The organism is Collinsella sp. AF05-9, assembly GCF_003465595.1.
Lineage (GTDB): Bacteria > Actinomycetota > Coriobacteriia > Coriobacteriales > Coriobacteriaceae > Collinsella.
This window is the reverse complement of record NZ_QSBB01000026.1, coordinates 1-23,887: the sequence shown is the minus strand read 5'-3', so window position 1 is coordinate 23,887 and position 23,887 is coordinate 1. Positions and strand designations below refer to the sequence as shown.

At 59.4% G+C, this 23,887-nt stretch carries 20 protein-coding genes; 15 read left to right on the top strand and 5 right to left on the bottom strand.

All coding sequences use genetic code 11. The features are described 5' to 3' along the window. The first annotated feature begins 100 nt into the window (after positions 1-100). The 4 genes from hpt (at position 101) to DWV43_RS07760 (ending at position 5,141) form a co-directional block, all read left to right on the top strand. Positions 101-649 (top strand): hypoxanthine phosphoribosyltransferase, encoded by a 549-nt coding sequence (gene hpt, locus DWV43_RS07775; protein ID WP_055251779.1) that lies wholly within the window; start codon positions 101-103, stop codon positions 647-649. Positions 650-710: 61 nt separating this feature from the next. After that, positions 711-2,780 (top strand): ATP-dependent zinc metalloprotease FtsH, encoded by a 2,070-nt coding sequence (ftsH, locus tag DWV43_RS07770; RefSeq protein ID WP_233542321.1) that lies wholly within the window; start codon positions 711-713, stop codon positions 2,778-2,780. 189 nt (positions 2,781-2,969) lie between these two features. Continuing rightward, positions 2,970-4,160, top strand: a complete 1,191-nt coding sequence (locus DWV43_RS07765; RefSeq protein ID WP_117817853.1) for a pyridoxal phosphate-dependent aminotransferase — start codon at positions 2,970-2,972, stop codon at positions 4,158-4,160. A 159-nt stretch (positions 4,161-4,319) separates the two neighbouring features. Further along, entirely contained in the window at positions 4,320-5,141 is an 822-nt protein-coding gene (locus DWV43_RS07760; RefSeq protein WP_117817851.1) for a phosphatase, read from the top strand. Between the two features lie 77 nt (positions 5,142-5,218). On the opposite strand, the gene rlmD is transcribed toward DWV43_RS07760, so the two are convergent. Then, a complete protein-coding gene (gene rlmD / locus DWV43_RS07755) occupies positions 5,219-6,433 on the bottom strand; it encodes a 23S rRNA (uracil(1939)-C(5))-methyltransferase RlmD (RefSeq protein WP_349125231.1) in 1,215 nt (404 codons plus the stop codon). A 572-nt stretch (positions 6,434-7,005) separates the two neighbouring features. Here rlmD and DWV43_RS07750 point away from each other — a divergent pair. From DWV43_RS07750 to DWV43_RS07735, 4 genes are all read left to right on the top strand, one after another. Beyond that, positions 7,006-7,866, top strand: a complete 861-nt coding sequence (locus DWV43_RS07750) for a transporter substrate-binding domain-containing protein (protein WP_117817847.1) — start codon at positions 7,006-7,008, stop codon at positions 7,864-7,866. A 150-nt stretch (positions 7,867-8,016) separates the two neighbouring features. After that, positions 8,017-8,667 (top strand): amino acid ABC transporter permease, encoded by a 651-nt coding sequence (locus tag DWV43_RS07745; protein ID WP_233539238.1) that lies wholly within the window; start codon positions 8,017-8,019, stop codon positions 8,665-8,667. Next, positions 8,664-9,428 (top strand): amino acid ABC transporter ATP-binding protein, encoded by a 765-nt coding sequence (locus DWV43_RS07740; RefSeq protein WP_117817843.1) that lies wholly within the window; start codon positions 8,664-8,666, stop codon positions 9,426-9,428. The genes DWV43_RS07745 and DWV43_RS07740 overlap by 4 nt, the downstream gene beginning before the upstream one ends. Before the next feature lie 297 nt (positions 9,429-9,725). Continuing rightward, positions 9,726-11,801: a translation factor GTPase family protein gene (locus DWV43_RS07735; RefSeq protein ID WP_117817841.1), complete on the top strand. Its 2,076-nt coding sequence runs from the start codon at positions 9,726-9,728 to the stop codon at positions 11,799-11,801. Between the two features lie 129 nt (positions 11,802-11,930). Here the strand turns inward: DWV43_RS07735 and DWV43_RS07730 are convergent, their stop codons facing one another. Beyond that, a complete protein-coding gene (locus DWV43_RS07730; protein WP_117817839.1) occupies positions 11,931-12,914 on the bottom strand; it encodes a DNA/RNA non-specific endonuclease in 984 nt (327 codons plus the stop codon). Between the two features lie 129 nt (positions 12,915-13,043). After that, positions 13,044-14,054 (bottom strand): LacI family DNA-binding transcriptional regulator, encoded by a 1,011-nt coding sequence (locus DWV43_RS07725; RefSeq protein ID WP_233539237.1) that lies wholly within the window; start codon positions 14,052-14,054, stop codon positions 13,044-13,046. Between the two features lie 415 nt (positions 14,055-14,469). On the opposite strand from DWV43_RS07725, the gene DWV43_RS07720 reads away from it, so the two are divergent. From DWV43_RS07720 to DWV43_RS07695, 6 genes are all read left to right on the top strand, one after another. After that, on the top strand, positions 14,470-15,942 hold the full coding sequence (locus DWV43_RS07720; protein WP_070097143.1) for a PTS fructose transporter subunit IIC: 1,473 nt from the start codon (positions 14,470-14,472) through the stop codon (positions 15,940-15,942). Between the two features lie 144 nt (positions 15,943-16,086). Continuing rightward, positions 16,087-17,355, top strand: a complete 1,269-nt coding sequence (locus DWV43_RS07715) for a class II D-tagatose-bisphosphate aldolase non-catalytic subunit (RefSeq protein WP_055251764.1) — start codon at positions 16,087-16,089, stop codon at positions 17,353-17,355. A gap of 125 nt (positions 17,356-17,480) precedes the next feature. After that, entirely contained in the window at positions 17,481-18,164 is a 684-nt protein-coding gene (gene fsa / locus DWV43_RS07710) for a fructose-6-phosphate aldolase (RefSeq protein ID WP_117757862.1), read from the top strand. A 62-nt stretch (positions 18,165-18,226) separates the two neighbouring features. Next, complete coding sequence (locus tag DWV43_RS07705; protein ID WP_117817835.1) at positions 18,227-19,057, top strand: transketolase; 831 nt, start codon at positions 18,227-18,229, stop codon at positions 19,055-19,057. After that, positions 19,057-19,995, top strand: a complete 939-nt coding sequence (locus DWV43_RS07700) for a transketolase family protein (RefSeq protein WP_117817833.1) — start codon at positions 19,057-19,059, stop codon at positions 19,993-19,995. Before DWV43_RS07705 ends, DWV43_RS07700 begins: the two co-directional genes overlap by 1 nt. 11 nt (positions 19,996-20,006) lie before the next feature. After that, positions 20,007-20,459, top strand: coding sequence for a PTS sugar transporter subunit IIA (locus DWV43_RS07695; protein WP_117817831.1), 453 nt, complete (start codon positions 20,007-20,009; stop codon positions 20,457-20,459). Between the two features lie 317 nt (positions 20,460-20,776). Here the strand turns inward: DWV43_RS07695 and DWV43_RS07690 are convergent, their stop codons facing one another. Then, a complete protein-coding gene (locus DWV43_RS07690) occupies positions 20,777-21,655 on the bottom strand; it encodes an ATP-dependent sacrificial sulfur transferase LarE (protein ID WP_117817829.1) in 879 nt (292 codons plus the stop codon). A gap of 168 nt (positions 21,656-21,823) precedes the next feature. Between DWV43_RS07690 and DWV43_RS07685 the strand changes: the two genes are divergently transcribed. Further along, positions 21,824-22,474, top strand: a complete 651-nt coding sequence (locus tag DWV43_RS07685; RefSeq protein ID WP_158557018.1) for an HAD family phosphatase — start codon at positions 21,824-21,826, stop codon at positions 22,472-22,474. Positions 22,475-22,587: 113 nt separating this feature from the next. Here DWV43_RS07685 and DWV43_RS07680 read toward each other — a convergent pair whose 3' ends face one another. Further along, complete coding sequence (locus DWV43_RS07680) at positions 22,588-23,700, bottom strand: LacI family DNA-binding transcriptional regulator (RefSeq protein ID WP_233539236.1); 1,113 nt, start codon at positions 23,698-23,700, stop codon at positions 22,588-22,590. Between the last annotated feature and the right edge of the window lie 187 nt (positions 23,701-23,887).

The window sequence follows — 23,887 nt, the reverse complement described above, 5'->3', positions numbered from 1 at the left end:
GATGGCGCACGTGCTGGTAAATATACCCCGTGCGCTGCTAGAATGTGTAGTTCGCGTCCATGCGGCGGTGCGTGGGCGATAAGCACAAGAAAGGGTTGTCATGGCTTCTCAACATCCGGATATCGAGAAGGTTCTGTTTACGCAGGAGGATATCGACGGTATCGTCTCTCGCCTAGGCGAGCAGATTACTCGCGACTACGCGGGTAAGGATCTGGTGCTGATTGCGGTCCTGCGCGGCGCCGTGGTCTTTATGGGCGACCTGATGCGCAAGATCGAGCTGCCGACCAACATCGATTTCATGGCTGTTTCGAGCTATGGCGACGGTGTGAAGTCCTCGGGCATCGTGCGTATCATTAAGGACCTGGATATCGACATCCGCGGTCGCGACGTGCTGATCGTCGAGGACATTCTGGACTCGGGCCTGACGCTCAAGTATCTGATGAAGAACCTCGAGAGCCGCAAGCCCGCCTCGCTGGAGGTTGCCGCCTTCCTGTGGAAGGACGTTGAGGACCGTACCTCGGCCGTCACGCCCAAGTATGTTGGAACCCATTGCCCCGATGCCTTTGTGGTGGGCTACGGCCTCGACTATGCCGAGCGCTATCGTAACCTTCCGTATCTGGGCATTTTGAAACCGGAGGTTTATTCGTAAGATGCCCGACGACCGTAACGATAACAATTCTCAGACTCCCCGGGAGCCTAAGATCCCGGGGATGCCCGGAGGCAAGAAGCCCACGCGTACGGGCTGGCTGTATTTTATTTTGGCTTGCGCGCTTCTGGGCTACGCCTTCTTTAACATGGGCTCCGGCTTTGCCAATTCCAGCAATACCGTAAAGCTCGCGACGAGCGAGATGGTCAACGCCATTAAGCAGGATCGCGTCGAAGATTTGACCTATACGGTTCAAGACGGAAGCGTGGCGGGTCATTACTGGAAGACGAAAAAGGACAAGGGCGACACGAGCGAGCTCAAGAGCTTCTCCTCGACCTATGTCGGCTCCGATTCGCTTGCCGAGCTTATGGCGGAGCACCCCGATACCAAGTACATCGTCAACACCAATGACCCCGATTTTTGGGGCGACTTGGCGATGAGTGTGCTGCCGACGATCGCCCTGATTGCCATCATGTTCTACTTTATGCGCCAGATGATGGGTGCCAACAACAGGAACATGCAGTTTGGCAAGACCAACGCCAAGACCAACGAGGCCACGCGCCCCAAGGTTAAGTTCGAGGACGTTGCCGGCGTGGACGAGGCAGTCGAGGAGCTCGAGGAGATCCGTGACTTTTTGAGCGATCCGGATCGCTATCGCAAGCTGGGCGCCAAGATCCCGCGTGGCGTGTTGCTGGTGGGCCCTCCGGGCACCGGTAAAACGCTGCTGGCCAAGGCCGTTGCCGGCGAGGCGGGCGTGCCGTTCTTTAGCATCTCGGGTTCTGACTTTGTCGAGATGTTCGTGGGTGTCGGCGCCAGCCGCGTGCGTGACCTCTTTAAGGAGGCCAAGTCCCAGGCCCCGTCGATCATCTTCATCGATGAGATTGATGCCGTGGGACGTCAGCGCGGAGCCGGTCTGGGCGGCGGTCACGACGAGCGCGAGCAGACGCTCAACCAGCTGCTGGTCGAGATGGACGGTTTTGAGGAGAGCGAGTCGGTCATCCTGATCGCTGCCACCAACCGCCCCGACATTCTGGATCCGGCACTGCTGCGTCCCGGCCGTTTTGACCGTCAGGTCACGGTCGACCGTCCGGACGTAAAGGGCCGCGAGCAGATCTTGCGCGTGCATGCCGAGAACAAGCCGATGGACGAGGACGTGAAGTTCGAGAAGCTCGCCCAGATGACCGTTGGCTTTACTGGTGCCGATTTGGCGAACCTGCTCAACGAGTCTGCGTTGCTGGCCGCTCGCCGTCATCGTTCCGTGATCTCGATGGACGAGGTCGAGGAGTCGATGGAGCGCGTGATTGCCGGACCGCAACGCAAGGGTCGCGTGATGACCGAGGCCGAGCGCACCACGATTGCCTACCATGAGAGCGGTCACGCTTTGGTGGGCCACATCCTGGAGCACTCCGATCCGGTCCACAAGATCTCGATCGTCAGCCGCGGTCAGGCCCTGGGCTACACACTGCAGCTTCCGCAGGAGGATCACTTCCTCAAGACCAAGAACGAGATGCTCGACGAGCTCGCCGTGTTCTTGGGCGGTCGCGTTGCCGAGGAGCTCATGTGCGACGACATCACGTCGGGCGCGAGCAACGATCTGGAGCGCGCGACCAAGATGGCGCGCGAGATGGTCACGCGCCTGGGCATGAGCGAGGAACTGGGTACGCAAGTGTTTGGTGAGGCGCAGCATCAGGTATTCCTTGGTCGCGATTACGCCGATCACCAGGATTACTCCGAGGAGACGGCGCGCCGCATCGATATCGAGGTTCAGCGCATTATGCGTGAGGCCCATCGTCGTGCGGTCGAGATCCTGGACGCCCGTCGCGATCAGCTCGATCTGATGGCGAAGGTGCTGCTTGAGCGCGAGACTGTCGAGGGCGATGCCGTGAATGCCCTGCTCGATAACGAGTGGGACGCCTACCTTGAGCGCGAGGGCGATATCCTGGCGGCCAAGGAGGAGCGCAATGCCAAGGCGGCTGGCATGCCGACCAAGAAGCGTGCGCCTCGTATGAGCGAGGAGGAGCTGGCGGCTGATGCCGCGGCCTTTGCGCAGGCGGCCATGCAGGAGGATGCCGAAGCCGCATCCGATGATGCTGATGATGACCATGCCGTCGTCGATGCCGACGCCGACAAATAGCCTTTGTGGCGAAAGTCTCCGCGGGGAAACCTGCGGAGGCTTTTTCTTTTGAGCGATATGGGGCCGTCTGTTGATTGGGGACAGACTTAAATGAGCGTTTTCACGCATTTAAGTCTGTCCCCAATCAACATTGCTGCGGCACTTTGCTCAGCTAAAGCGTACAATAGCGCCTATGCGAAAGGGGAACAGATGATCAACGAAACTATGTATGCTCGCGGTGCGGAAAGCTCCATCATCCGTGAGATCTTTGGCTATGGCCTTGAGCGCAAGGCACAGATCGGTGCAGAGAACGTATTCGACTTCTCGCTGGGCAACCCGAGTGTTCCGGCGCCCGCTACTGTGGCTGAGTCCATTAAGAAGGCCTTGGAGCTGCCGAGTGACCAGCTGCACGGCTACACCCCCGCTCCGGGTCTGCCGCAATGTCGAGCAGCCGTCGCCGAATCGCTCAACCGCCGCTTTGGAACGAACTATGAGGGCAAAGACGTCTTTATGACGGTGGGTGCGGCGGCTTCGCTCACCTGCACGCTCAACGCCGTTACGAACCCGGGCGACGAGGTTATTGTTATCGCCCCATACTTTCCGGAGTATCGTGTGTGGATTGAGAAGGCCGGCTGTACGTGTGTCGAGGCGCTCGCCGATGAAGATACGTTCCAGCTGAGCGTGGATAACGTGCTCAAGGCGATTACCGATAAGACCGCTGCCGTCATTATCGACTCACCCAACAACCCGACCGGTGCCGTATATACACGCGACACGCTGACGCGACTGGCCAATGTTCTGCGCGAGGCCAACGCTCAGCGCGATTCCGAGAATCCGATTATGCTCATCTCTGATGAGCCGTATCGCGAGATTGTCTATGGCGCCGAGGTGCCTTGGGTGCCTTCGATCTACGAGCACACCATCGTGTGCTACTCGTATTCCAAGTCGCTTTCGCTACCGGGCGAGCGCGTCGGGTGGATCCTGGTTCCCAATACGAATCCTCAGGCAGCTCGTCTAATGCCCGCCGTTGCCGGTGCCGCCCGTACGCTGGGCTTCGTGTGTGCACCGGCCCTCTTCCAGCGTGTAATCATCGACTGCATTGATGAACCGAGCGATGTCGAGGCCTATGCGCGCAACCGCACCGCGCTTACCGATGCACTAGCGGAGTACGGCTACACCTATGTTGAGCCGGATGGCGCGTTCTACCTATGGGTGAAAGCGCTGGAGTCCGATGCGAATGCGTTCTGTGAGCGCGCGAAGAAGTATGAGCTGCTCGCGGTGCCTTCGGATAGCTTTGGCATGCCGGGCTGGTTCCGCCTGGGCTACTGCGTGAGCTATGAGACAATCGTCAACTCGCTGCCTGCCTGGAAGCAGCTGGCCGACGAATATCGTCGAAAGTAAAGCGCTCTGCTTACAATGTTTTACGTGAAACGGGGTTTGGTTTTAAGCCAGACCCCGTTGTCTATGCCGTTGTGTGATTGGGATGAAGCAGTTTTACGACTGCCGAAAGCTATGCGTACAATGAATATACGCGACGGCCATACTGGACAAGGAGACCCGATGCCCTACCTTCTTTCTTGTGATATTCATACTCATACGATGTTCTCTGCGCATGCGTACTCAACCATCGAGGAGAACATCTATTGGGCGGCGGAACGCGGCCTTCAGGTGCTCGGTTCCGCCGATCATTTAAGCTCGATGGTTACGCCTTGTCCCAATGACCTGCGCAGTTTCCAATTCTTTATTAACCAGGATATCTGGCCGCGCATTTGGAGCGGCGTGCTGGTGCTGCGTGGTGCCGAGGCTGATATCGTTTCGCTGGACGGCAGCTTGTTTGGCGAAGACATTCCCGTTTCGCTCGATATCGCCGGCGATTCGTATAGTCGTGAGCATTCGCTGTTCGATTTGGTGACGCGTAATTTGGATTATTTGGTGGCAAGCGTGCATAACCCGCAGTTTGCCGAAGGCGCGACGCTCGCCCAAACGACCCAGATGTACATCAATGCCCTGGAGCACCCCAAGGTGTTCATGCTTGGGCATGCGGGGCGCTCGGGCGTGCCGTTCGATATCGACGAGGTGCTGTTGGCGGCTAAGGCCAAGCACAAGATTATCGAGATCAACAACCATAGTCTTGAACACGGTGTTGACACTGAGCATTGGGCCGTATGCCGCAAGATCGCTGAGCGCTGCGCCGAGCTGGGCGTGGGCATTGGCGTTTCGACCGATGCGCACATTGGCATGGCCATTGGTAAGCTCGATTACGCTCGCAAGATGCTCGACGAGATTCACTTCCCGTTGGATCTGATCGTGACGCGCGATCGCGAGACGCTGCTGCGCGAGATGGCGGCAGCCGGCGTGTGCGACCTGCGCAAGGGGATGTAGCGGAATTAATAAACCAAGAAAGGGGGCGGCCCAGACGGGTCGCCCCCTTTCTTGTCCCAAAAATCTACTGAGGTTGGTTAGCGGCGTTCGAGGACCGCTACGGTTTCGGTGTGGTCGGTATGGGGGAACATGTCGACGGGCGTGATCTTGAGCAGGCGATAGCCTCCGTCGAAGAGCTGATGCAGGTCGCGCTCTTGGGTCACGGGGTTGCAGCTGATATAGGTGATGCGGCGCGGCTTAAGTGCGCAGGCAGCTTCGAGGAACTCGGGGGTGGAGCCGGCGCGCGGCGGATCGATGGAAAGGACATCGATCCGCTCGTTGTTGTCGGCGGCATCTAGGATGTAATCGGTGGCATCGTCGGCCATAAACCATGCGTTGCGAGTAAGGCCGTTGAGCTCGGCGTTGCGACGTGCGTCAGCGATGCCGGCGTGGTTGCGCTCCACGCCAAGCAGCATAATGCCGATGCCCTTGTCCTGGGCGGCTTTGGCTGCGCACAGGCCGATGGTACCGCTGCCACAGTAGGCATCCATGAGCACATCGCCCTGGTGCAAATCCATGCCGTCGATAGCGAGCTGATAGAGCAGCTCGGTCTGTTGCGGGTTGGTCTGATAAAACGCGGTAGGGGAGATATCGAATTCGCAACCGAGCAGCTGGTCGCGCATGCACTCGGCGCCATATACAATGCGGGTTTCCTCGCCGAGGATGGCGTTGCCGGGACGTCCGTTGATGTTTTGGGCGACGGTGACGATGTGCGGATTGAGTGCGGCGACAGCCTCAAAGAACTCCTGCGCATGCGGCAAGTCGCGCTGAGCGGTCACGAGCGTGACCATGACCTGGTCGGTACGCCAGCCGCAGCGGACGACGGCATAGCGAAGCAAACCAAGATGCTTGTCCTCATTAAAGGCGGGAATATGCAGCCGCTCAGCTTCGCGTGCGATGCCGTTGAGAATCTGACGGGCGCCCGGTGCCTCGACGGGGCATTCGGGTACGGCAACGATCTTGTGCGTGCCGCGCTCAAAGAAACCGCAACGGACAGCGCCCTCTCTGCCGGGGGCAAAGGGAGTGGCGGCCTTATGGCGAAACCCGCGCGGCGCAGGATATTTGCCCGGGTCGCCCAGGGTGACGCCCATACCGCGAATGGGGTCGACGCTAATACCCTCGCGCTCGCAAAGAGCAGCAAAAAGCTCCTCCATAACAGCCTGCTTAGCTGCCAACTGCTTTTTATAAGGACGATTGAGCGCCGTGCACCCCCCGCAAGCTTTCATGATCGGACAGGGAGACTTGGGATCCACAGCCTTACGCGCAGACGAAACCTGATCTATATGCGAGCGCTTGGAGCGAGTCTGAGATGCCTTGTCCTCGCTCCGACGAGAGCCGGGACGCTTGGCCTTAGCCTTGCCTTTGGCTGACTTGCCCTTCGCATCCTGAGACGACTTGGATTTCTTAGAAGATTTTTTCTCCTCCGACCCCTCAGCCGCCTCGATCAAAGCACGACGAGCCCTACGCTCCGCACGAGATTCTGCCATCAATAACTCCACTAATTCATGAATTAAAGCTGCAAGTATTGTACCGTGCCAAGCCAGCAGACGATATACAAGCGGTTTATTCGTGTCAGTGATAAGCCCAACGACGGTTGCCCGCCGCGTGAGGGGTGTGGGGGTTAAGTTTATCGCGAGTTCCGCACGAACAAGAGGCCACTTAATGTGGCCTCCGTCGTGAGCAGGACTGTAGAGCAGGAAACTTAACCCCCACACCCCTCACGCGGCGGGCAAACTCGCCTTGTGCTCTATCACGCTAAAGTGTATGATTCTGAACGTTACATGACTCACTTTACCTAACTAAAGTGTCATCAAGGGGGAATACCATGAACACCGATATGTCTCGTCGTCAGTTTGTTGGTCTAGCCGGCTCGCTCGCCACGGTGCTTGGCCTTGGTCTTGTCGGTTGCGGCGGTGGCGCCGGCAAGGGCTCCGCCGCTGGCTCTGCCGCGGCCAAGGATGTGAAGGGCGCTGCGGAGTCCAAGAAGCTCGTGGTGGGCTTTGATAAGTCCTATCCTCCGTATGGTTTTGTGGGCGACGATGGCGAGTACACCGGCTTTGATCTCGATTTGGCCAAGGCTGTTGCCGATAAGCAGGGCTGGGAGGTCAAATACGAGGCCATCGACTGGGATGCCAAGGATACGCTGCTCAACTCGGGCGCCATCAACTGTATCTGGAACGGCTTTACCATGGAGGGCCGCGAGGACGACTACACGTTCTCCGAGCCGTACATGCTCAACGAGCAGGTGCTGGTGGTAAAGAAGGATGCAGGCATCAAGAGCTGGGACGATCTTGCCGGCAAGACCGTGATTACCCAGACTGATTCCGCTGCACAGGATGTGCTCGAGGGCGACCAGAAGGATTTGGCCGCGACGTTTGCCACGCTCGATACCATCGGTGAGTACAACACGGCGTTTATGCAGCTCGAGAGTGGTGCAGTCGATGCCGTCGCCTGTGACCTCTCGATTGCCCAGTATCAGCTTGCCGCCAAGCCCGATGCCTATACACAGCTTGATGAGCCGCTGTCCAGCGAGCACTACGCCGTCGGCTTTAAGAAGGGCGACACCAAGTCGGCCGATGCCGTGACCGAGTCGCTCAAGGCACTCTATGAGGACGGCACGGTCAAGGACCTGTGCAACAAGTATGCGAGCTATGGTCTGTCCTTCGACAACTGGGTTTTGAAATAGCGGCTTTCCCAGGCACTCGATTTTGCCGTTCAAACCGTCGCTTGCGTACATTTAGTACGCGGCGCTCCTCTTTCACGGCAAACTCGGGCACCTGGAAAACCCGCTTTGACATTGGGTTCGCTGTTCTGTTGCTGTGAAAGAGAGCTTAGGTTGTCTATTCAAGTCATGATGCAGATGCTTGGCCAGGGATTCTTGGTCAGTTTGCAGCTGTTTGTGCTGACGCTGCTCGGGTCGATTCCCCTGGGAATTCCCGTGGCGTTTATGCGCATGAGCAAGGTCGCGCCGCTGCGCTGGATTGCGCGCATCTACATTTCGGTCATGCGCGGTACGCCGCTCATGCTGCAGATGTTTGCCATCTACTTTGCCCCGTATTACGTGTTCGGCATCTCGCTCACGCCCGATTCCAAATGGACGGCGTGCGTTGTGGCGTTCATCATCAACTACGCCGGCTACTTTGCCGAGATCTATCGCTCGGGCTTGCAGTCGATTCCGCGCGGTCAATATGAGGCCGCCGAGGTGCTGGGCTATTCGCGCACGCAGACGTTTCTGTATATCGTGATGCCGCAGGTCGCCAAGCGTATTCTGCCGGCGATGGGCAACGAGATCATCACGCTGGTCAAGGACACGTCGCTGGCGTTTGCCATTGGCGTGGGTGAGATGTTCTCGACCGCCAAGGCGCTGGTTGCCTCGCAGGTGAGCATGGTGCCGTTTGCGATTGCGGCGCTGATCTACTGGGTCTTTAACTTTGTGGTCGAGATGCTGCTGGGCGCCGCCGGGAAAAAAATTGGATTACTACCATGATTAATTCGGTAATGAATATAGCGAACGCGCGCAAGGCGTTTGGCGGCAATAAGGTGCTCAAGGATATCTCACTCGAGGTAAAGCGTGGCGAGGTTGTGGCGATTATCGGGCCTTCGGGTGGCGGTAAGTCCACGCTGCTGCGCTGCGCCACGCTGCTCGAGACGCTCGACGGTGGCTCGCTTTCGTTTGGCGACCTTGCCGTCGCGACGGATGCGGGTTCGGGCGCGGTGTACGCAAAGGGCGATGTGCCTAAACAGGCGCGCTCGCGGTTTGGTCTGGTGTTTCAGAACTACAATCTGTTCCCGCACTATACGGTGATGAAAAACATCACCGACGCTCCGGTTCGCGTACTCAAGCGTCCGCGCGAGCAGGCCGAAGCGCGTGCGCGTGAGTTGATCGCGCAGATGGGGCTTACGGGCAACGAGAACAAGGTGCCATGTGAGCTTTCGGGTGGTCAGCAACAGCGTGTGAGTATCGCCCGCGCCTTGGCGCTCGACCCGGAGATCTTGTTCTTTGACGAGCCGACTTCGGCGCTCGATCCCGAGCTAACGGCCGAGGTGCTGCGTGTCATTAAAGACCTTGCCGCGCAGAATATGACGATGGTGATCGTGACCCACGCAATGCAATTTGCGCGCGATGTTGCCGACCGCGTGGTCTTTATGGACGGCGGTCGCATTGTCGAGGAGGGTCCTGCCGAGCAGGTTATCGATCACCCGCGTGAGCAACGTACCCGTGAGTTCTTGAGCCGTATCGAGGGCTAGGCTCAGCTATATATTGAGAAAAAGCCGCCGCAGGTCTTATGGTCTGCGGCGGCTTTTATTTGTATCGATGGGGTTTAATAATCGCCTCGCATGCGCTCTTCTTCCTCTCGCCGCCTGTATTCATACGTGCGCCGAAAGGTATGCATGGACGGTCGCCCGTGAGGGTAGGGTGGTGGCATAGGACATTTGGAGGGTGAGTCGGCTCGGCTGCCGACCATGCTGCTCCCGGGATGGCACCGACCGCGAACTCTCCCCGTTGGCGTCGCGCATTGCGCGCGGCCCTGCAAGGAGGTCATCATGGGTGCTCCCAAGACCGGTAACGTAAGGAACGTGGTGCTCGTAGGCCAAGGCGGGGTGGGCAAGACCTCACTCGCCGAGGCCATGCTCCACCTTTCTGGCAAGACCGCCCGCCTGGGCGGCCACGACGGCACCAAGCCCACGCTCGACTATGACCCCGAGGAGGTCAAGCGTGCATTTTCCATCTCGACGACCATTGCGCCGATCGACTGGAAGGGCGCGCGCATCAATGTGCTCGATGCCCCGTGCTATCCCGATTTTATCGGCGACGCCTTTGCCGCGATGAGCGTCTGCGAGACGGCTCTGTTTGTGGTCGATGCCGAGGCCGGCCCACAGCCTACGACGGTTAAGCTCTGGTATGCCGCCGAGGACCTGCGTCTGGCGCGTGCGGTGTTCGTAAACCGCCTGTCGCGCTCTGAGGCCAGCTTTGCGACCACGATGAATCTGCTGCAGGAGCGCTTTGGTATGCGCCTGGGCGCCGTGACCCTTCCCTGGGGCGAGGGCGAGGACTTCGACGGCATCATCGATCTGGTGCGCATGAAGGCACGCCATTGCAACGGCACTGAAGCCGTTGAGTCGGAGATTCCCGAGGAGTATCGCGCCCAGGCCGAGGAGGCCCATGACCATCTGTGCGAGCTGGTGGCCGAGGCTGACGACGAGCTGATGATGAAGTACTTGGAAGGCGAGGAGACGCTGACGCAGGAGGAGCTTGAAGGCCTACTGTCGAAGGCGATCGCTGAGCGCATCTTTGTGCCGGTCTTTGCGGGCGATTGCATTAAGGAGCAGGGTGTCAACTCGCTGATGGACGACATCGCGACATACTTCCCAGCGCCGACCGACTACGGCGAGATGCCGCTCATCGACGGTGATTCGATTAAGATCTCGAGTGACGATGACCGCCCGGTGGCGTTTGTGTTTAAGACACTGGCCGATCCGCAGCAGGGTCGCATCAGCTTTATCAAGGTGCTGACGGGCACGCTTGAGCCGGGCCTTGAGCTGATCAACGCGCGTACCCGCAAGAGCGATCGTCTGGCTCACCTGTATGTGATGTGCGGCCGCGACATGACCGAGGTCGGTCACGCCTATGCCGGCGACATTATCGTGGCGCCCAAGTTGGCGGCAGAGACGGGTGACACGCTCTCCATTACCGGTAAGGTCGAGGCGGCGGCGTTTAAGTTCCCCAACTCGCAGTACCGCATTGCCATCGAGGCCGAGAACCGCGGCGACGAAGAGAAGCTCTACACGTTTATCGAGAAGGCGTGCAAGGCCGATCCGACCATGAGCATCGATCGTGACGAGGAGACGGGCCAGACTATCATCTCCGCCGTGGGTGAGGCGCAGGTTTCGGTGCTGCTCAACCGTTTGGAGGATCGCACCAAGGTCGTGGCCAAAAGCGTGCCGATCCGCATTCCGTATCGCGAGACCATCCGCCGCACGGCGAGTGCCCAGGGCCGCCACAAGAAACAGACTGGCGGTGCCGGTCAGTATGGCGACTGCTGGCTGCGCGTTGAGCCGCTCATCGGGCCCGACGGCACGAGCGATGGCTATGAGTTTGTGGACGAGGTCGTGGGCGGCCGTATTCCGCGCTCGCTGATTCCCGCAGTGGACAAGGGCATCCAGGAGACCATGAAGGACGGCATCATTGCCGGCTACCCGCTCACGGGCATTCGCGTGGCTGTGTATGACGGTTCGTATCACAGCGTCGACTCCAACGAGATGGCGTTCCGCGCGGCGGCTCGCATCGGCCTGCGCAAGGCGTGCGCCGATGCCGACCCGGTGGTGCTGGAGCCCATCGAGGAAATCACGGTGACGATCCCCGAGAGCTACGCCGGCGCCGTGATGGGCGACATCTCGGCCTCGCGCGGTCGCGTGACGGGTATGGAGACCGATGAGCGCGGCGATACCGTGGTCATCGCCCAGGCACCTCTCGCCGAGCTGACGGATTACTCGACGCGTCTGCGCTCTATCACGCGCGGCACGGGCGACTTTACCATGAAGCCTGCGGGCTATGAGCAGGTGCCTTATGACGTTCAGGCCAAGCTGGTCGAGCGCTATGAGGAGGGTCGCGCCAAGTAGCGTGTTGCTTTGCCCGTAAGATACATGCCGACGCAAGGGCCGCTCTGGGTAATCCGGGGCGGCCCTTTTTGATCCCTGGGGGGCGGAGGAAAACGGATCATTTTAGGTTTTGGGGCAGCTTGGTCGGGCCTAGTCCCCCGAGGCCTGATTGCGGCCGGTGGCGTAGTCGATCTGCACATGCGGCTGCAGGTTGTAGCAATATACGTGGAAGCACAGCGTCTTGCCGTGGTCCTCGACCGACTGTGCCTCCAGGCGCACACCGCGGCAGACGAGCTCCTCTTCGTTGTACATGGGCGTGACGCGGTAGAGCACGTGGTTGCCCGTGTCGCGGATGTAGCCGAGAATCTGTTCTTCAAACGGCAGCATGCCCGTCTCGTTGAGATAGCGCGTACCGGTGAGGAGATTCTTGCGGTTGGCGTTTTCGCCGCAGAGCGACCAGGCGATAAGGTGGCAGCGGTTGTAGAGGCTCTGGCCCGGAATAAAGTCGTAGCGCTGCTGGCGCCATCCGGCGGGGTGGATGCGCGAGATATCGCCGCGCTTGCCTTGACCGAGCGATTCGGGGCCCACGCAGGCGAGCGCTTTGCGGGTGCGGCCCAGGCTGTCGAGCTTGGAGAACTTCTTAAAGCAGCCCTCTTCTGTAGCGCGCTCGTATTCATCGAGTGTGAATGACGGCGTGCCGAGCGGGTGGGTGCTATCGGCGCGCAGGGCAACATAGGGGTTACCCGCGTAGTCGGGAATACTGCTGAGATATACGCCGCGGGCGCGGTCGAGATCGGGGTTTTCGACCTCGTCGATGGGGGTGGCAGCGCTGTCCGCGGAAGCGTCGTCACCGGTGTCGGGTGCGGCGGAATCGGAGCCATCGCCAGAGTCTTGGCTATTTTGAGAGTCCGAGGAGCTCGCTGTTCCTGATTCGAGCCGGGCAACCAGGTCTGCCTCGTCGTCGGTGCGGCTGGGACTCTCGTTTTGTTTTTCGGCCAGGGCTGCCGCCTGCTCATCGCTTTGCGGCGACAACAGCTTGGGCGCTCCGTCGAGCGACCCTGTGAACAGCGCAAACCCCAGCACCACGGCGGTGCCGATGGAAAGTACTTGCTTGTAAGCGGACTTGCGCGACATGGAGGCTCCTGGATGGACGGTTGGGAATCTACCAGTCTAGCAGGAGCCGACAGGGGCCGTTCTGTCGAACAAATACTTAAGATTTGGGACAAACGCTACGGATTCATTTGCCTCATATTTGACGTATGGCTAGATCGAGGTGGAGTCGAGCCAGTTGAGCTTACACTCGAGAATGCGCTGCTCGCCGGGTTCGCTGCTGCCGTCAAGTAGGGCGAGCAGCATCTCGGCTGCTTCGCGACCTTCCTGGTCGACAGGCTCGATGATGGTGGAGACGGTCGGCGTGGTGAGGTTGGTCCAGTCTTCGCAGTTGAGTCCCAAAAGGCCGATTTGCTGCGGAAGCAGATGGGCCATGGGCTGGAGTGCCTTGTAGACACGGGGGAGTGCCCACTGATTTTGCACGAAGATAAGGGTTCGCTTGGCGGGGTTGAGCTTGTATTTAAAGTATTCGGTGAGCTCGCTGATTGACGGCTTGTTGTGATCGATGGGGATGGCTTTGTAGAGTTGCCCATTCGCGGCCAATGCCTCGGCATATCCCTGAAAACGTTCCATGCGGGTGCGCATTTCGGTCATATTGGCAGCAATGGAGAAAAAGTCCTCGTAGCCGGCATCGAGAAGCGCCTGCGTGGCATTGTACACGCCGTCGTAGAGGTTGGTTTTGATCCAGCTGGTGCCTGGGCTGTAGATGGCCGCGTCAAAAAAGACGACGGGCTTGCCGGCGCGCTTGATGCGGTCGTGGACGGCCTTGAAATTTGCCGTGGGCTGGATGATAAAACCATCGACGCCCAGCGAGAGCATTTTGTCGACATACATGAGCTCGGTCTCGGGGTTAAAGTTGCTCGTGCAAACGACCGTCTGGTAGCCCGCGGGGAGCATGACTTGTTCCATGCCGTTGAGGACGAGGCCCGCCCACTTGTTGGTGTTATCCAAAATGATGATGGCGATGACGTGGGTCTGCTTGCCGGTGAGCGTTTGCGCTTGGGCGTTGGGAACGTATCCGAGTTCCTTGATGACGCGCGCAATCTTTGCCTGCGTCTTCTCGCTAAGCTTTTCTCGTTTGTCGTTGAGGTAATACGAGACGCTTGCCGTCGAGGTTCCCGCCTCTCGAGCGACGTCTGCGATCGTAACGCGCTGTTTTGCCACAGCGACTCCTTCCGACAGATGAGCATTTTCCAACATGATGACTTTGAGTCTTGGTGAGGGATGCGCTTCGGTGAGCGACCTTTTCCTTTCATATGAGTATGCAACAAATGCGGTATACGGGTGGGGTCGAAATTTGTGACCGGCATGCGCATCTGCCGTCTACCGAGAAAATCAAATACTTCTTGACTTTTGAAATCGAGGGTAAAACCGCAGGATTCATTTTTGGTTAAACGCATAACCAAATAGCATAACCAACGCTCTGACCTGCGCGTTTACCGAAATAAGCTGGCATTAAGAAAAACGAGCACCTATATTGGTCTTGTCGAAAAGACAGCAAGTCCAAACGGCAGGGGATGCTCCGGAGGCCTCCGCAAACGGTGTCTTGCGCACGCAACTCTATGAAAAGAGGGAAGCAATGAAGATCGTAGGCGTTGCCGCCTGTACCGTGGGTATTGCCCACACGTATATGGCCCAGAAGGCGATTCAGGATGAATGCGCCGCCCGTGGCATCGAGTGCAAAGTCGAGGCTCAGGGTGGCCTGGGTATCGAGAACGAGCTGACGCAGGAAGACGTGGATTCCGCCGACCTGGTGCTCGAGTCCGTCGACGTGGGCGTCGAGAACGAGGATCGTTTTGAGCAGAAGATGGCCGAGGGCAAGTTCCTGAAGGTCGGCACCTCGGATGTAATCGCCGATCCGGTGAAGATCATCGACCAGGCCGTTGAGATCATCAAGGCGACGGGTGGCGCCGTTGACGCGCCCAAGGCCGAGGCCAAGGCAGAGAAGAAGGCCGTCTCCGCTGCCCCGCAGGCCCCGACACCGGCGTCCAAGCAGTCTATCTTTGCCGATCCTGGTAAGACGCTGCTCAATGCATTCAATACCGGCGTTTCCTATTTTATCCCCATCGTCGTTATCGGCGGCGTGTTTCTCGCCTTCTCGCTGGCATCTGGTACCGCCGGCGCCAACGGCATGGAGGTTACGAATCCGCTGATGGTGAGTCTTAACACCATCGGCATGGCCGGCATCTCCATGATGATCCCGGTGCTTGCGGCATACATCTCCTACTCGATGGCCGGCAAGCCCGCGCTCGCCCCCGGTTTTGTCCTGGGCTACCTGGTCAACAACGCAGTCGTTACTCCTAACGGCAACAGCGTTTCGACCGGCTTCTTGGGTGCCATGATCATGGCGGTCATCTGCGGCTACTTTGTCCGCTGGATGAAGACCTGGAAGGTCAACAACACCATCCAGACCATCATGCCCATCCTGATCATCCCGATTCTGACCTCGCTTGTCCTGGGCATGGCCTATATCTACATCCTGGCCACGCCGCTTGGCTTTGTGATGGACTGGCTTACCGGCGTGCTCGGCAGCCTGCAGGGCGGTTCCGCGGTTGTCCTGGGTCTGGTCATTGGCGTTATGACCGCCTTCGATATGGGCGGTCCCATCAACAAGACCGCCTCGACCTTCACCATGGCCATCATGGCCTCCGGCATCTACGGTCCTAATGGTATGTTCCGCGTCGCCGTTGCCGTTCCCCCGATCGCCTGTGGCCTCGCTGCACTCATCGCCAAGAACAAGTTCGATGACGCTGACCGTCAGATGGGCATCTCCGCGCTGTTCATGGGCTGCATCGGTATCACCGAGGGCGCTATCCCCTTCGCGGTCAAGGACCTCGGTCACACCCTTCCCGGCATTTGCATCGGCTCTGCCGTGGGTGCGGCGCTTGCCGCCTTCCAGGGTATCGACTGCTACGTCCCGCACGGTGGCTTTATCGTCGCCCTGGCCACCAACAACGTCGCGCTGTTCTGCCTGGACATCGTGATTGGCTCCGTGGTCGCCGCTGCAATCCTGATTGCCATGAAGCCCACGCTCGATAAGCAGGCCAAGTAAACCTTTAAGGACTCCGGTTGTGCGGAGGGATGGATTTGACTCCGCACAACCGCCCCTACACAACAAAATCCATCCGTACTGATAGGGCCCACATCTGGGTCCCAGGGAACTTTTGTCAAAAATCCTCTGGAGAAGGAGAACAAAATGTCCAACCTCACCATCCGCCAGGCCGTTCAGGGCATGCTCAAGCTGCAGGATAGCGGCGATCACGCAACCATGGTCGGCATTGGCCCCATGAGCCCCAACCTGATTCAGGCCGTGTTCGAGCTTGCCAAGGACGAGGATTTCCCGCCCATGTTTATCGCCAGCCGCAACCAGGTCGATATGGACGAGATGGGCGCCGGCTACGTTAACGGTTGGGACCAGACGCGCTTTGCCGCCGACATCAAGAAGGTTGCCGACGAGGTGGGTTACACCGGTCCGTACTACCTGTGCCGCGATCACGGCGGTCCGTGGCAGCGCGACGAGGAGCGTAATGCCCACCTGCCCGAGGACGAGGCCATGGAGCTCGCCCGCAAGTCCTTCGTCGCCGACATGGAGGCAGGCTTTGACCTGCTGATGGTCGACCCCACCAAGGACCCCTATCAGATCGGCAAGGTTATTCCGCTCGACGTGGTGCTTCGCCGCACGATCGATCTTATCGACTACCTTGAGCAGTACCGTCGCGAGCATAATCTGCCCGAGGTTGCCTATGAGGTCGGTACCGAGGAGACCAATGGCGGCTTGACCTCTACCGATAAGTACGAGGAGTTCATTTCTCAGCTGCAGCCCGAGCTCGAGAAGCGTGGCTGCCCCATGCCCACCTTTATCGTCGGTCAGACCGGTACACTCACCCGTTGGACCGAGCAGGTCGGTCACTATAACTTTAAGAACGCCCGCGAGCTCGCCGACATGGCCAAGCGCTATGGCGTGGGCCTGAAGGAGCACAACGCCGACTACCTGGATGACGCGACGCTGCTCGAGCACATTCCGGCTCACGTGACCGCTTCCAATGTTGCTCCCCAGTACGGCACCGAGGAGACCCGCGCTTACCTCAAGCTCTGCGCTACCGAGCAGATTCTGGTCGACAACGGCCTGTGCGACGATCCCTCCGACCTGTATCACACGCTGCTGGTCAAGGCTATCAAGACCGAGCGCTGGCGCAAGTGGATGACCGGCGACGATGTCAACCTGCAGGTTGACGACATTCTGGCCGACGACGAGCTCAGCCTGAAGATTCTGGATGTCTCCGGTCACTACGCCTTTAACGATCCCGAGGTCAAGGAGCAGGTCGAGAAGCTCTATCGCAACCTCGCTGCCCAGGACATCGACGGTAAGCGCTTTGTGATCGAGCACATCAAGCGCCCGATCAAGCAGTACGTCGTCGGTCTTAACCTCAAGGGCGTCACGAGCCGCATCGAGAAGGCTCTCTAAGTAGCTTTTCCTACACGACGCCGGGCCTGGGGCATGTCCCAGCTGCAGGCCCGGCACATAGGACAAAGGGACATCCCCTTTGTCCTATTTTTTGAGTTTTGGATTCCTCCGAAGGAGTTTGCACCATGAAGTTCTTTATCGATACCGCCAACCTTGACGAGATCGCCGAGGCCAAGAGCTGGGGCTGCCTTGCCGGCGTCACCACCAACCCGTCCCTGTACGCCAAGACCGGCGGCAAGCTGGCCGACTTTGAGCCCCACATGCTCAAGATCGCCGAGCTTTGCGAGGGACTGCCCGTGTCCGCCGAGTCCACCGCGACTACTGCCGAGGGCATGATCGAGGAGGGCAAGCGTCTTGCCGCCCTGGCTCCCAACATCGTGGTCAAGCTCCCCGTCTGTGAGGCCGGCCTCGCCGCCTGCCGCGCCCTGGCCGATGCAGGCGTGCGCGTCAACATGACGCTTGTTTTCTCGCCGACCCAGGCCCTCATGGCCGCCAACGCCGGTGCCCGCTACATCAGCCCGTTCGTCGGCCGCTTTGACGACATCGCCGAGGACGGTATTTCGCAGCTCGACAACGTTGTGACCTGCATTAAGAACTATGACTGGACTGGCAAGAACGTCGACGACACCGTCGAGATCATCACCGCATCCGTCCGCACGCCCAATCACGTGACCCAGGCGGCGCTGCTCGGTGCCGATATTGCGACCGTCCCCATGGCTGCTCTTAAGAAATGCCTGCATCACCCGCTGACCGACCAGGGCCTTGCCTCGTTCGAGGCCGACTGGAAAAAGGTCGTCGAGGCACAGTAACGATGGTTCTGCCGGCCCAGCATTTGTTATGCCGGGCCGGCGTGCTCAAGAGAGGAAACTCCATGACCGATCAGGAACTGGCCAAGATTGCCAATGAGGTTCGCCGCGGTATTGTCACGGGTGTCCACGCTGCCAAGTCGGGGCATCCGGGCGGATCGCTTGGCGCCGCCGACATTATGACCTACCTCTACTTTGAGGAAATGGATGTCGACCCGGCGAATCCGAGCTGCGCCGAGCGCGATCGCTTTGTGCTCTCCAAGGGACACTGCGCTCCGGCACTCTATGCCGTGCTCGCCGAGCGCGGGTTCTTTCCCAAGGAGGAGCTCGAGACGCTCCGTCATATCGGCAGCCGCCTGCAGGGCCATCCCAATATGAATGACACTCCGGGCGTCGACATGTCTACCGGATCGCTCGGTCAGGGTATCTCCGCCGCGGTTGGAATGGCGCTCGCCGCAAAGCACTGGGGTGACAGCTACCGTGTTTACACGCTGCTGGGCGACGGCGAGTGCGAGGAGGGCCAGGTGTGGGAGGCGGCCATGTTCGCCGGCAACCACGACTTGGATAACCTCGTTGCTATCGTCGATCACAATGGCCTGCAAATTGACGGCAGTATCGATGAAGTTAACTCGGCTATGCCGCTTGCCGACAAGTTCCGCGCCTTTAAGTGGCATGTGATCGAGCTCGCCGACGGTAACGACATGGCGCAGATTGCCGCCGCCTTTGCCGAGGCTCGCAAAGTGAGTGCCTCGCCCGTGGCCATTATCGCCGAGACGGTGAAGGGCAAGGGCGTCTCCTTTATGGAAAACCAGGTGGGCTGGCATGGCAAGGCACCCAACGATGAACAGTTTGAGCAGGCCATGGCCGAGCTCGCAGCAGCAGGGGAGGAGCTCTAATGGCAGACGTCAAGAAAGTTGCCACGCGCGTTAGCTACGGCGAGGCACTTGTCGAGCTGGGCAATGAGCGCGATGACTTTGTGGTCCTCGATGCTGATTTAGCCGCCGCCACGCAGACCGGTAAGTTTAAGGCTGCGCACCCTGAGCGCTTCTACGATGCCGGCATTGCCGAAAGCAACTTGATGGGGCTTGCCGCCGGCATTGCGGCCACGGGCCACGTCGCCTTTGCGAGCACCTTTGCCATGTTCGCCGCCGGTCGTGCGTACGAGCAGGTGCGCAATTCCATCGGCTATCCGCACCTCAACGTCAAAATCGGCGCCACGCATGCGGGCATCTCGGTCGGTGAAGACGGCGCTACGCATCAGTGCTGCGAGGACATCGCGCTCATGCGCACTATTCCGGGTATGACGGTGATCGTTCCCGCAGATGACATCGAGGCTCGTGCTTGCGTGCGCGCCGCCTATGAGTTTGAAGGTCCGGTCTACATGCGCTTCGGCCGTCTGGCAACACCGGTCATCAACGACCGCGAGGACTATGAGTTCAAGATTGGTCGCGGCGTGGTCGTGCGCGAGGGGTCCGATGTGACCATCATCGCCTGCGGCCTGATGGTCGCCGAGGCGCTTGAGGCTGCCGAGGCGCTCGCTGCCGATGGTATTGACGCCGAGGTCATCAACATGCACACGATCAAGCCGCTTGATGAGCGCCTGGTGGTTGCCAGCGCCAAGAAGACTGGTCGTGTGGTCACTGCCGAGGAGCATTCGATTATCGGTGGTCTTGGCGAGGCCGTGGCCTCGGTGCTCGCGGAGCAGCATCCGGTGCCGATGCGTCGCGTCGGCGTGCGCGATGTGTACGGCGAGTCTGGCCCTGCGGTCGATTTGCTGCACAAGTACGGTTTGGATGCCGACGGCATCGAAGCTGCGGTCAGGTCTGTGTTGTAAGGAAGGTTTCCATGGGATTTGTATCTGCCAACCAAGTGACGATTGGGTATATCGCCGCCTCGCGCGAGGACGCCCTGCATTATTTGTCCGAGCAGGCCATCGAGCTCGGCTTTGCCGATGACGCATCTGCCGTAGAGGCTGCCTTTATCGCTCGCGAGAACGAGGCCGAGACCGGCCTTGTCGCCGGTTTTGCCGTTCCGCATGCCAAAAGCGACGCGATCCACACGCCGGGCGTTGCCGTGCTTAAACTGGCCGAGCCCGTTGAATGGCCGAGCTTCGATGGGGTGCCCGTCGATGTTGCGCTCGCGCTGTACGTGCCCGCCGGCGAGGCTGGAACCACGCATCTGCGTCTGCTCTCCAAGGCTGCCGTGATGCTGATGGACGCCGGCTTCCGTGACAAGGTGCGCGCGAGCACCGATCCCGTTGAGATTGCGGAGCTCATCAATAGCGGACTCGAAGACTAGAACGGTCATCCCGTTCAATCAATCGATCCTTCTCCAAGGAAAAGGGCCGCGACGCCATATAGGCGTCGCGGCCCTGCTTGCGTTTCCCCAGATAAAACCTGCCAAAACAAACCTGTCCCTTTTTGGTAGGTTGGTGACAGTTTACTTATGTAGATCAGGTTGAGCATACGCGAGCGAGCGGGCGTCGGGTGCGGCAAGGTGACGTGAAACAAGCGGGCGCTGACCTTTTGGTCGCGCCCGTGAAGTTGAGCGTCAGATTGCCGTGCCCGGGGCCTGCGCAGCGCCGAGCGGTTACGCCGTTTGTAAAACGGCGTAACTTATAGGTTCATGTTGCCGTGGATGTAGGGGGTGACCTCGGGGGAGATGTGACCGCAGCCCAGCTCGCGCAGCGCGGACTCGATGGCGGCGGGCAGCGGGGTCTTGCCCTCGGCATCGACGGTACTACCGCCTAGAGCGGCAATCTTGGTGATATCTGCGGGAACGGCCTCGATATGCATGCAGCCGCCGACCAAGCGCGCGCGAACCTGCGCCAGGTCAAGATCGTGCAGGTAGTCCTCGCAGGTACGGATTAAATCGATCTTATCGCGCGTAAGCTCCTCGCCCGTGGGGACGCGCGTGGCAAGACAGGCTCCCGCCGGCAGGTTCCAAACGGGATAGCCCCATACGCGCAGCAGCTCGCGCTCTTCGTCCTTGGTAAAGCCGACCTCCATGAGAGGGGAGCGTACGCCGAGCTCCTGGGCGGCGCGCATGCCGGGGCGATAATCGCCGCGGTCGCTTGCGTTGCTGCCATCGATGACGGTGAGAAAGCCGAGCGACTTGGCGTGGTTGACGATAGCGGTAAAGCCGGCATGCTTGCAGTGGTAGCAGCGATTGGCATCGTTGCAGGCTACTTGGGGGAGCTGCAGCTGATCGACCGAAAGATTGAGCACGGGGAGCTTAAAATGCGGCCCCTCATTGGCTTGTCCATCAACGGAGCGCTCAAACGAGGTCTGTTCGGGCGTGCCGATGAGCGGCGTGGTGAGGTGAACGAGAAGCGTGTCGGCGGGCATGATACGGGCGCAGACCGCGGCCAAAAAGCTGCTGTCGACGCCGCCGGAAAAGCCGATGGCGACGCGACCGTATGCCAAAAGCAGCTGCTCGAGCGCTGCGAGTTTGTCCTGAAGCTCCTTTGTGGACGCGGTGCTATCTGAAAACATGAAACGTTCCTTACCGTTGAGTACTCGGTCGAAAACTATAATCCTACCGAGCAGCTCGCCATAAGACTTCTATCTATGTAACGGAAGTTCAATATGCTATATACGTTATATACAAGTTTGTAAAGTGCGGTAGAGTGGCGGTAACGCAAGCCGATGAAGGGGACCGATATGATTAAGGCTGTTATTTTTGACATGGACGGAACGCTGGTCGATACCGAGCGTTTGGGCATTAAGGCATGGAAAGCGGGCGCTGCCGAGCTTGGGGTCGCGATTGATGATGCGCTGATCCATCAGTTTATCGGTCGCACGCTGCCCGATGTCATGGACATTCTTGAGGCGCATTACGGCAGCAGAGAAACCGCTGAGGCGATCTATCATCGCCACAAGGAGATTCGCGACGAGATAGTTAAGACCGATTTGGAGCTTAAGGCCGGTGCCGCCGAGTGCATAGACGAGCTGCTGGCTGCGGGCTATCACGTGGGCCTGGCGACGTCGTCGCGTCTCGTTACGGCCGAGCGCAACCTTAAGATGGTCGGTCTTTTTGACAAGTTTGAGACGGTGACCTGCGGCGAGGACGTCGTGCACGGTAAGCCCGACCCCGAGATGTATCTGCTCGCCTGCGAGCGCGCGGGCTTTGCTCCCGAGGAGTGTGCCGTGGTCGAGGATTCGCGCAACGGCTGCGTCTCGGGCATTACGGCCGGTTGCCACGTCTGTGTCGTCCCCGATATCGTGCCGCTGCCGCAGGACGTGGTGGACGGCTGCGAGGCCGTGCTCGATACGCTGTTCGATCTGACGGCGGTGGTCAAGGCCGTGCGCTAGACAATTGCGGTGTTGAAACGAGCAATTACCCACGTTTGCGCTTAAGCAAAAGGGGCCCGGCAATGGTCGGGCCCCTTTTGCTTAAGCGGCGACTTAGCATACTTGCGGGCGTGCTATAGATACGCGCCGAGGTTGATGGCCGTGGCGTCGGTCTGGGTGCTTGCCTGGGTGCTGGCGCGCTCCAGTAGGAACGGACGTACCAGTTCTTGGCGGTTGATATTCTCGGTGGCCGTGACTGCGGTGACGGTGCGCACTGCAGAGCCGACGCGGATATGCTTGGTCTTTGCCGGGGCCTTGTTCTCGATTTGCTCCATCAGCAGTTGGACGCCCTTGCGGCCAATTTCGTAGCCCGGGGGCGCTACCGTAGTGAGCGGGACCGATCCGCTCCAAGCGAGCGGGTTACCATCGCAGCCTGCTACGCGTACTTGCCCGGGGACAGAGATGCCCTTGTCGACCAGTGCCGAAACGACGCCAGAGGCCAGCACGTCGGTTAGACCGACGACAAAATCGGGGCGTTCGTCGGCGGGACGCTCGGCGATTTGGTTGCCGATACCATAGCCGTCGGCCGCCGTGTTCCACTCGCCGGCGTCAATGACTTCGATCTTGATGTCGGGATGTAGGGCGAGCGCCTTGTGAATGCCAAGGACGCGCAGGGTGAGTTGCATAAATGCTGCTCGGCCGACGACGACAATATGGCGCGCGCCACGGGCGATGGCGAGTTCGGCAATGATGCGACCCTGGGCCTCGTTGTCGGCCGCTACGTAGTAGCCGGGCTCGGAGCAATGGATGTCCAGATGGACGATCGGCACGGGCATCTTGGTCATGGCGGGGTGCCAGTCGGGGGATGCCATGGGCTGAACCATAACGCCGGACATCTGGGTGCCCATAAAATAGCGCAGGTAATGGTCCTGGAGAATATCGTCGTTATCGGCGTTGGCGATGAGCAGGTCGTAGCCGTGCTTGCGGGCCTCGTTGTGGGCGCCGCTGGCGATTTGGAGCGAAAAACCGTGATCGAGACGGGGGAGCACCAGGCCAAAGGACTTGGTGGCACCGCCCGCGAGCTGACGAGCGCTTTGGTTGGGCAGGTAGCCCAGTCGATTGATGGTTTCGTTAATGAGCTTGAGGGTCTCGGGACGCAACTTTTCGGGATGGTTGAGCGCGTTGGAAACTGTGCCCAACGAAACCCCGGCTTCGCGCGCGACGTCGCTGATTTTAACCTTTGCCATAGCGGCCCCTTTGATGCGTTTCAAGTACAAGCCAGATTGTAGCATCGCCCGCCCCTGGGGTGGCAAAACCTGCCAATTAGGGACAGGTTTATTTTGGCAGGTTTTATCTGGGGAAACGATGCTGCCAGACCAAGCCACCACAAAGGTGCCTGTGAACTGCGCCCCGAAACTTGGACTGAATAAATAG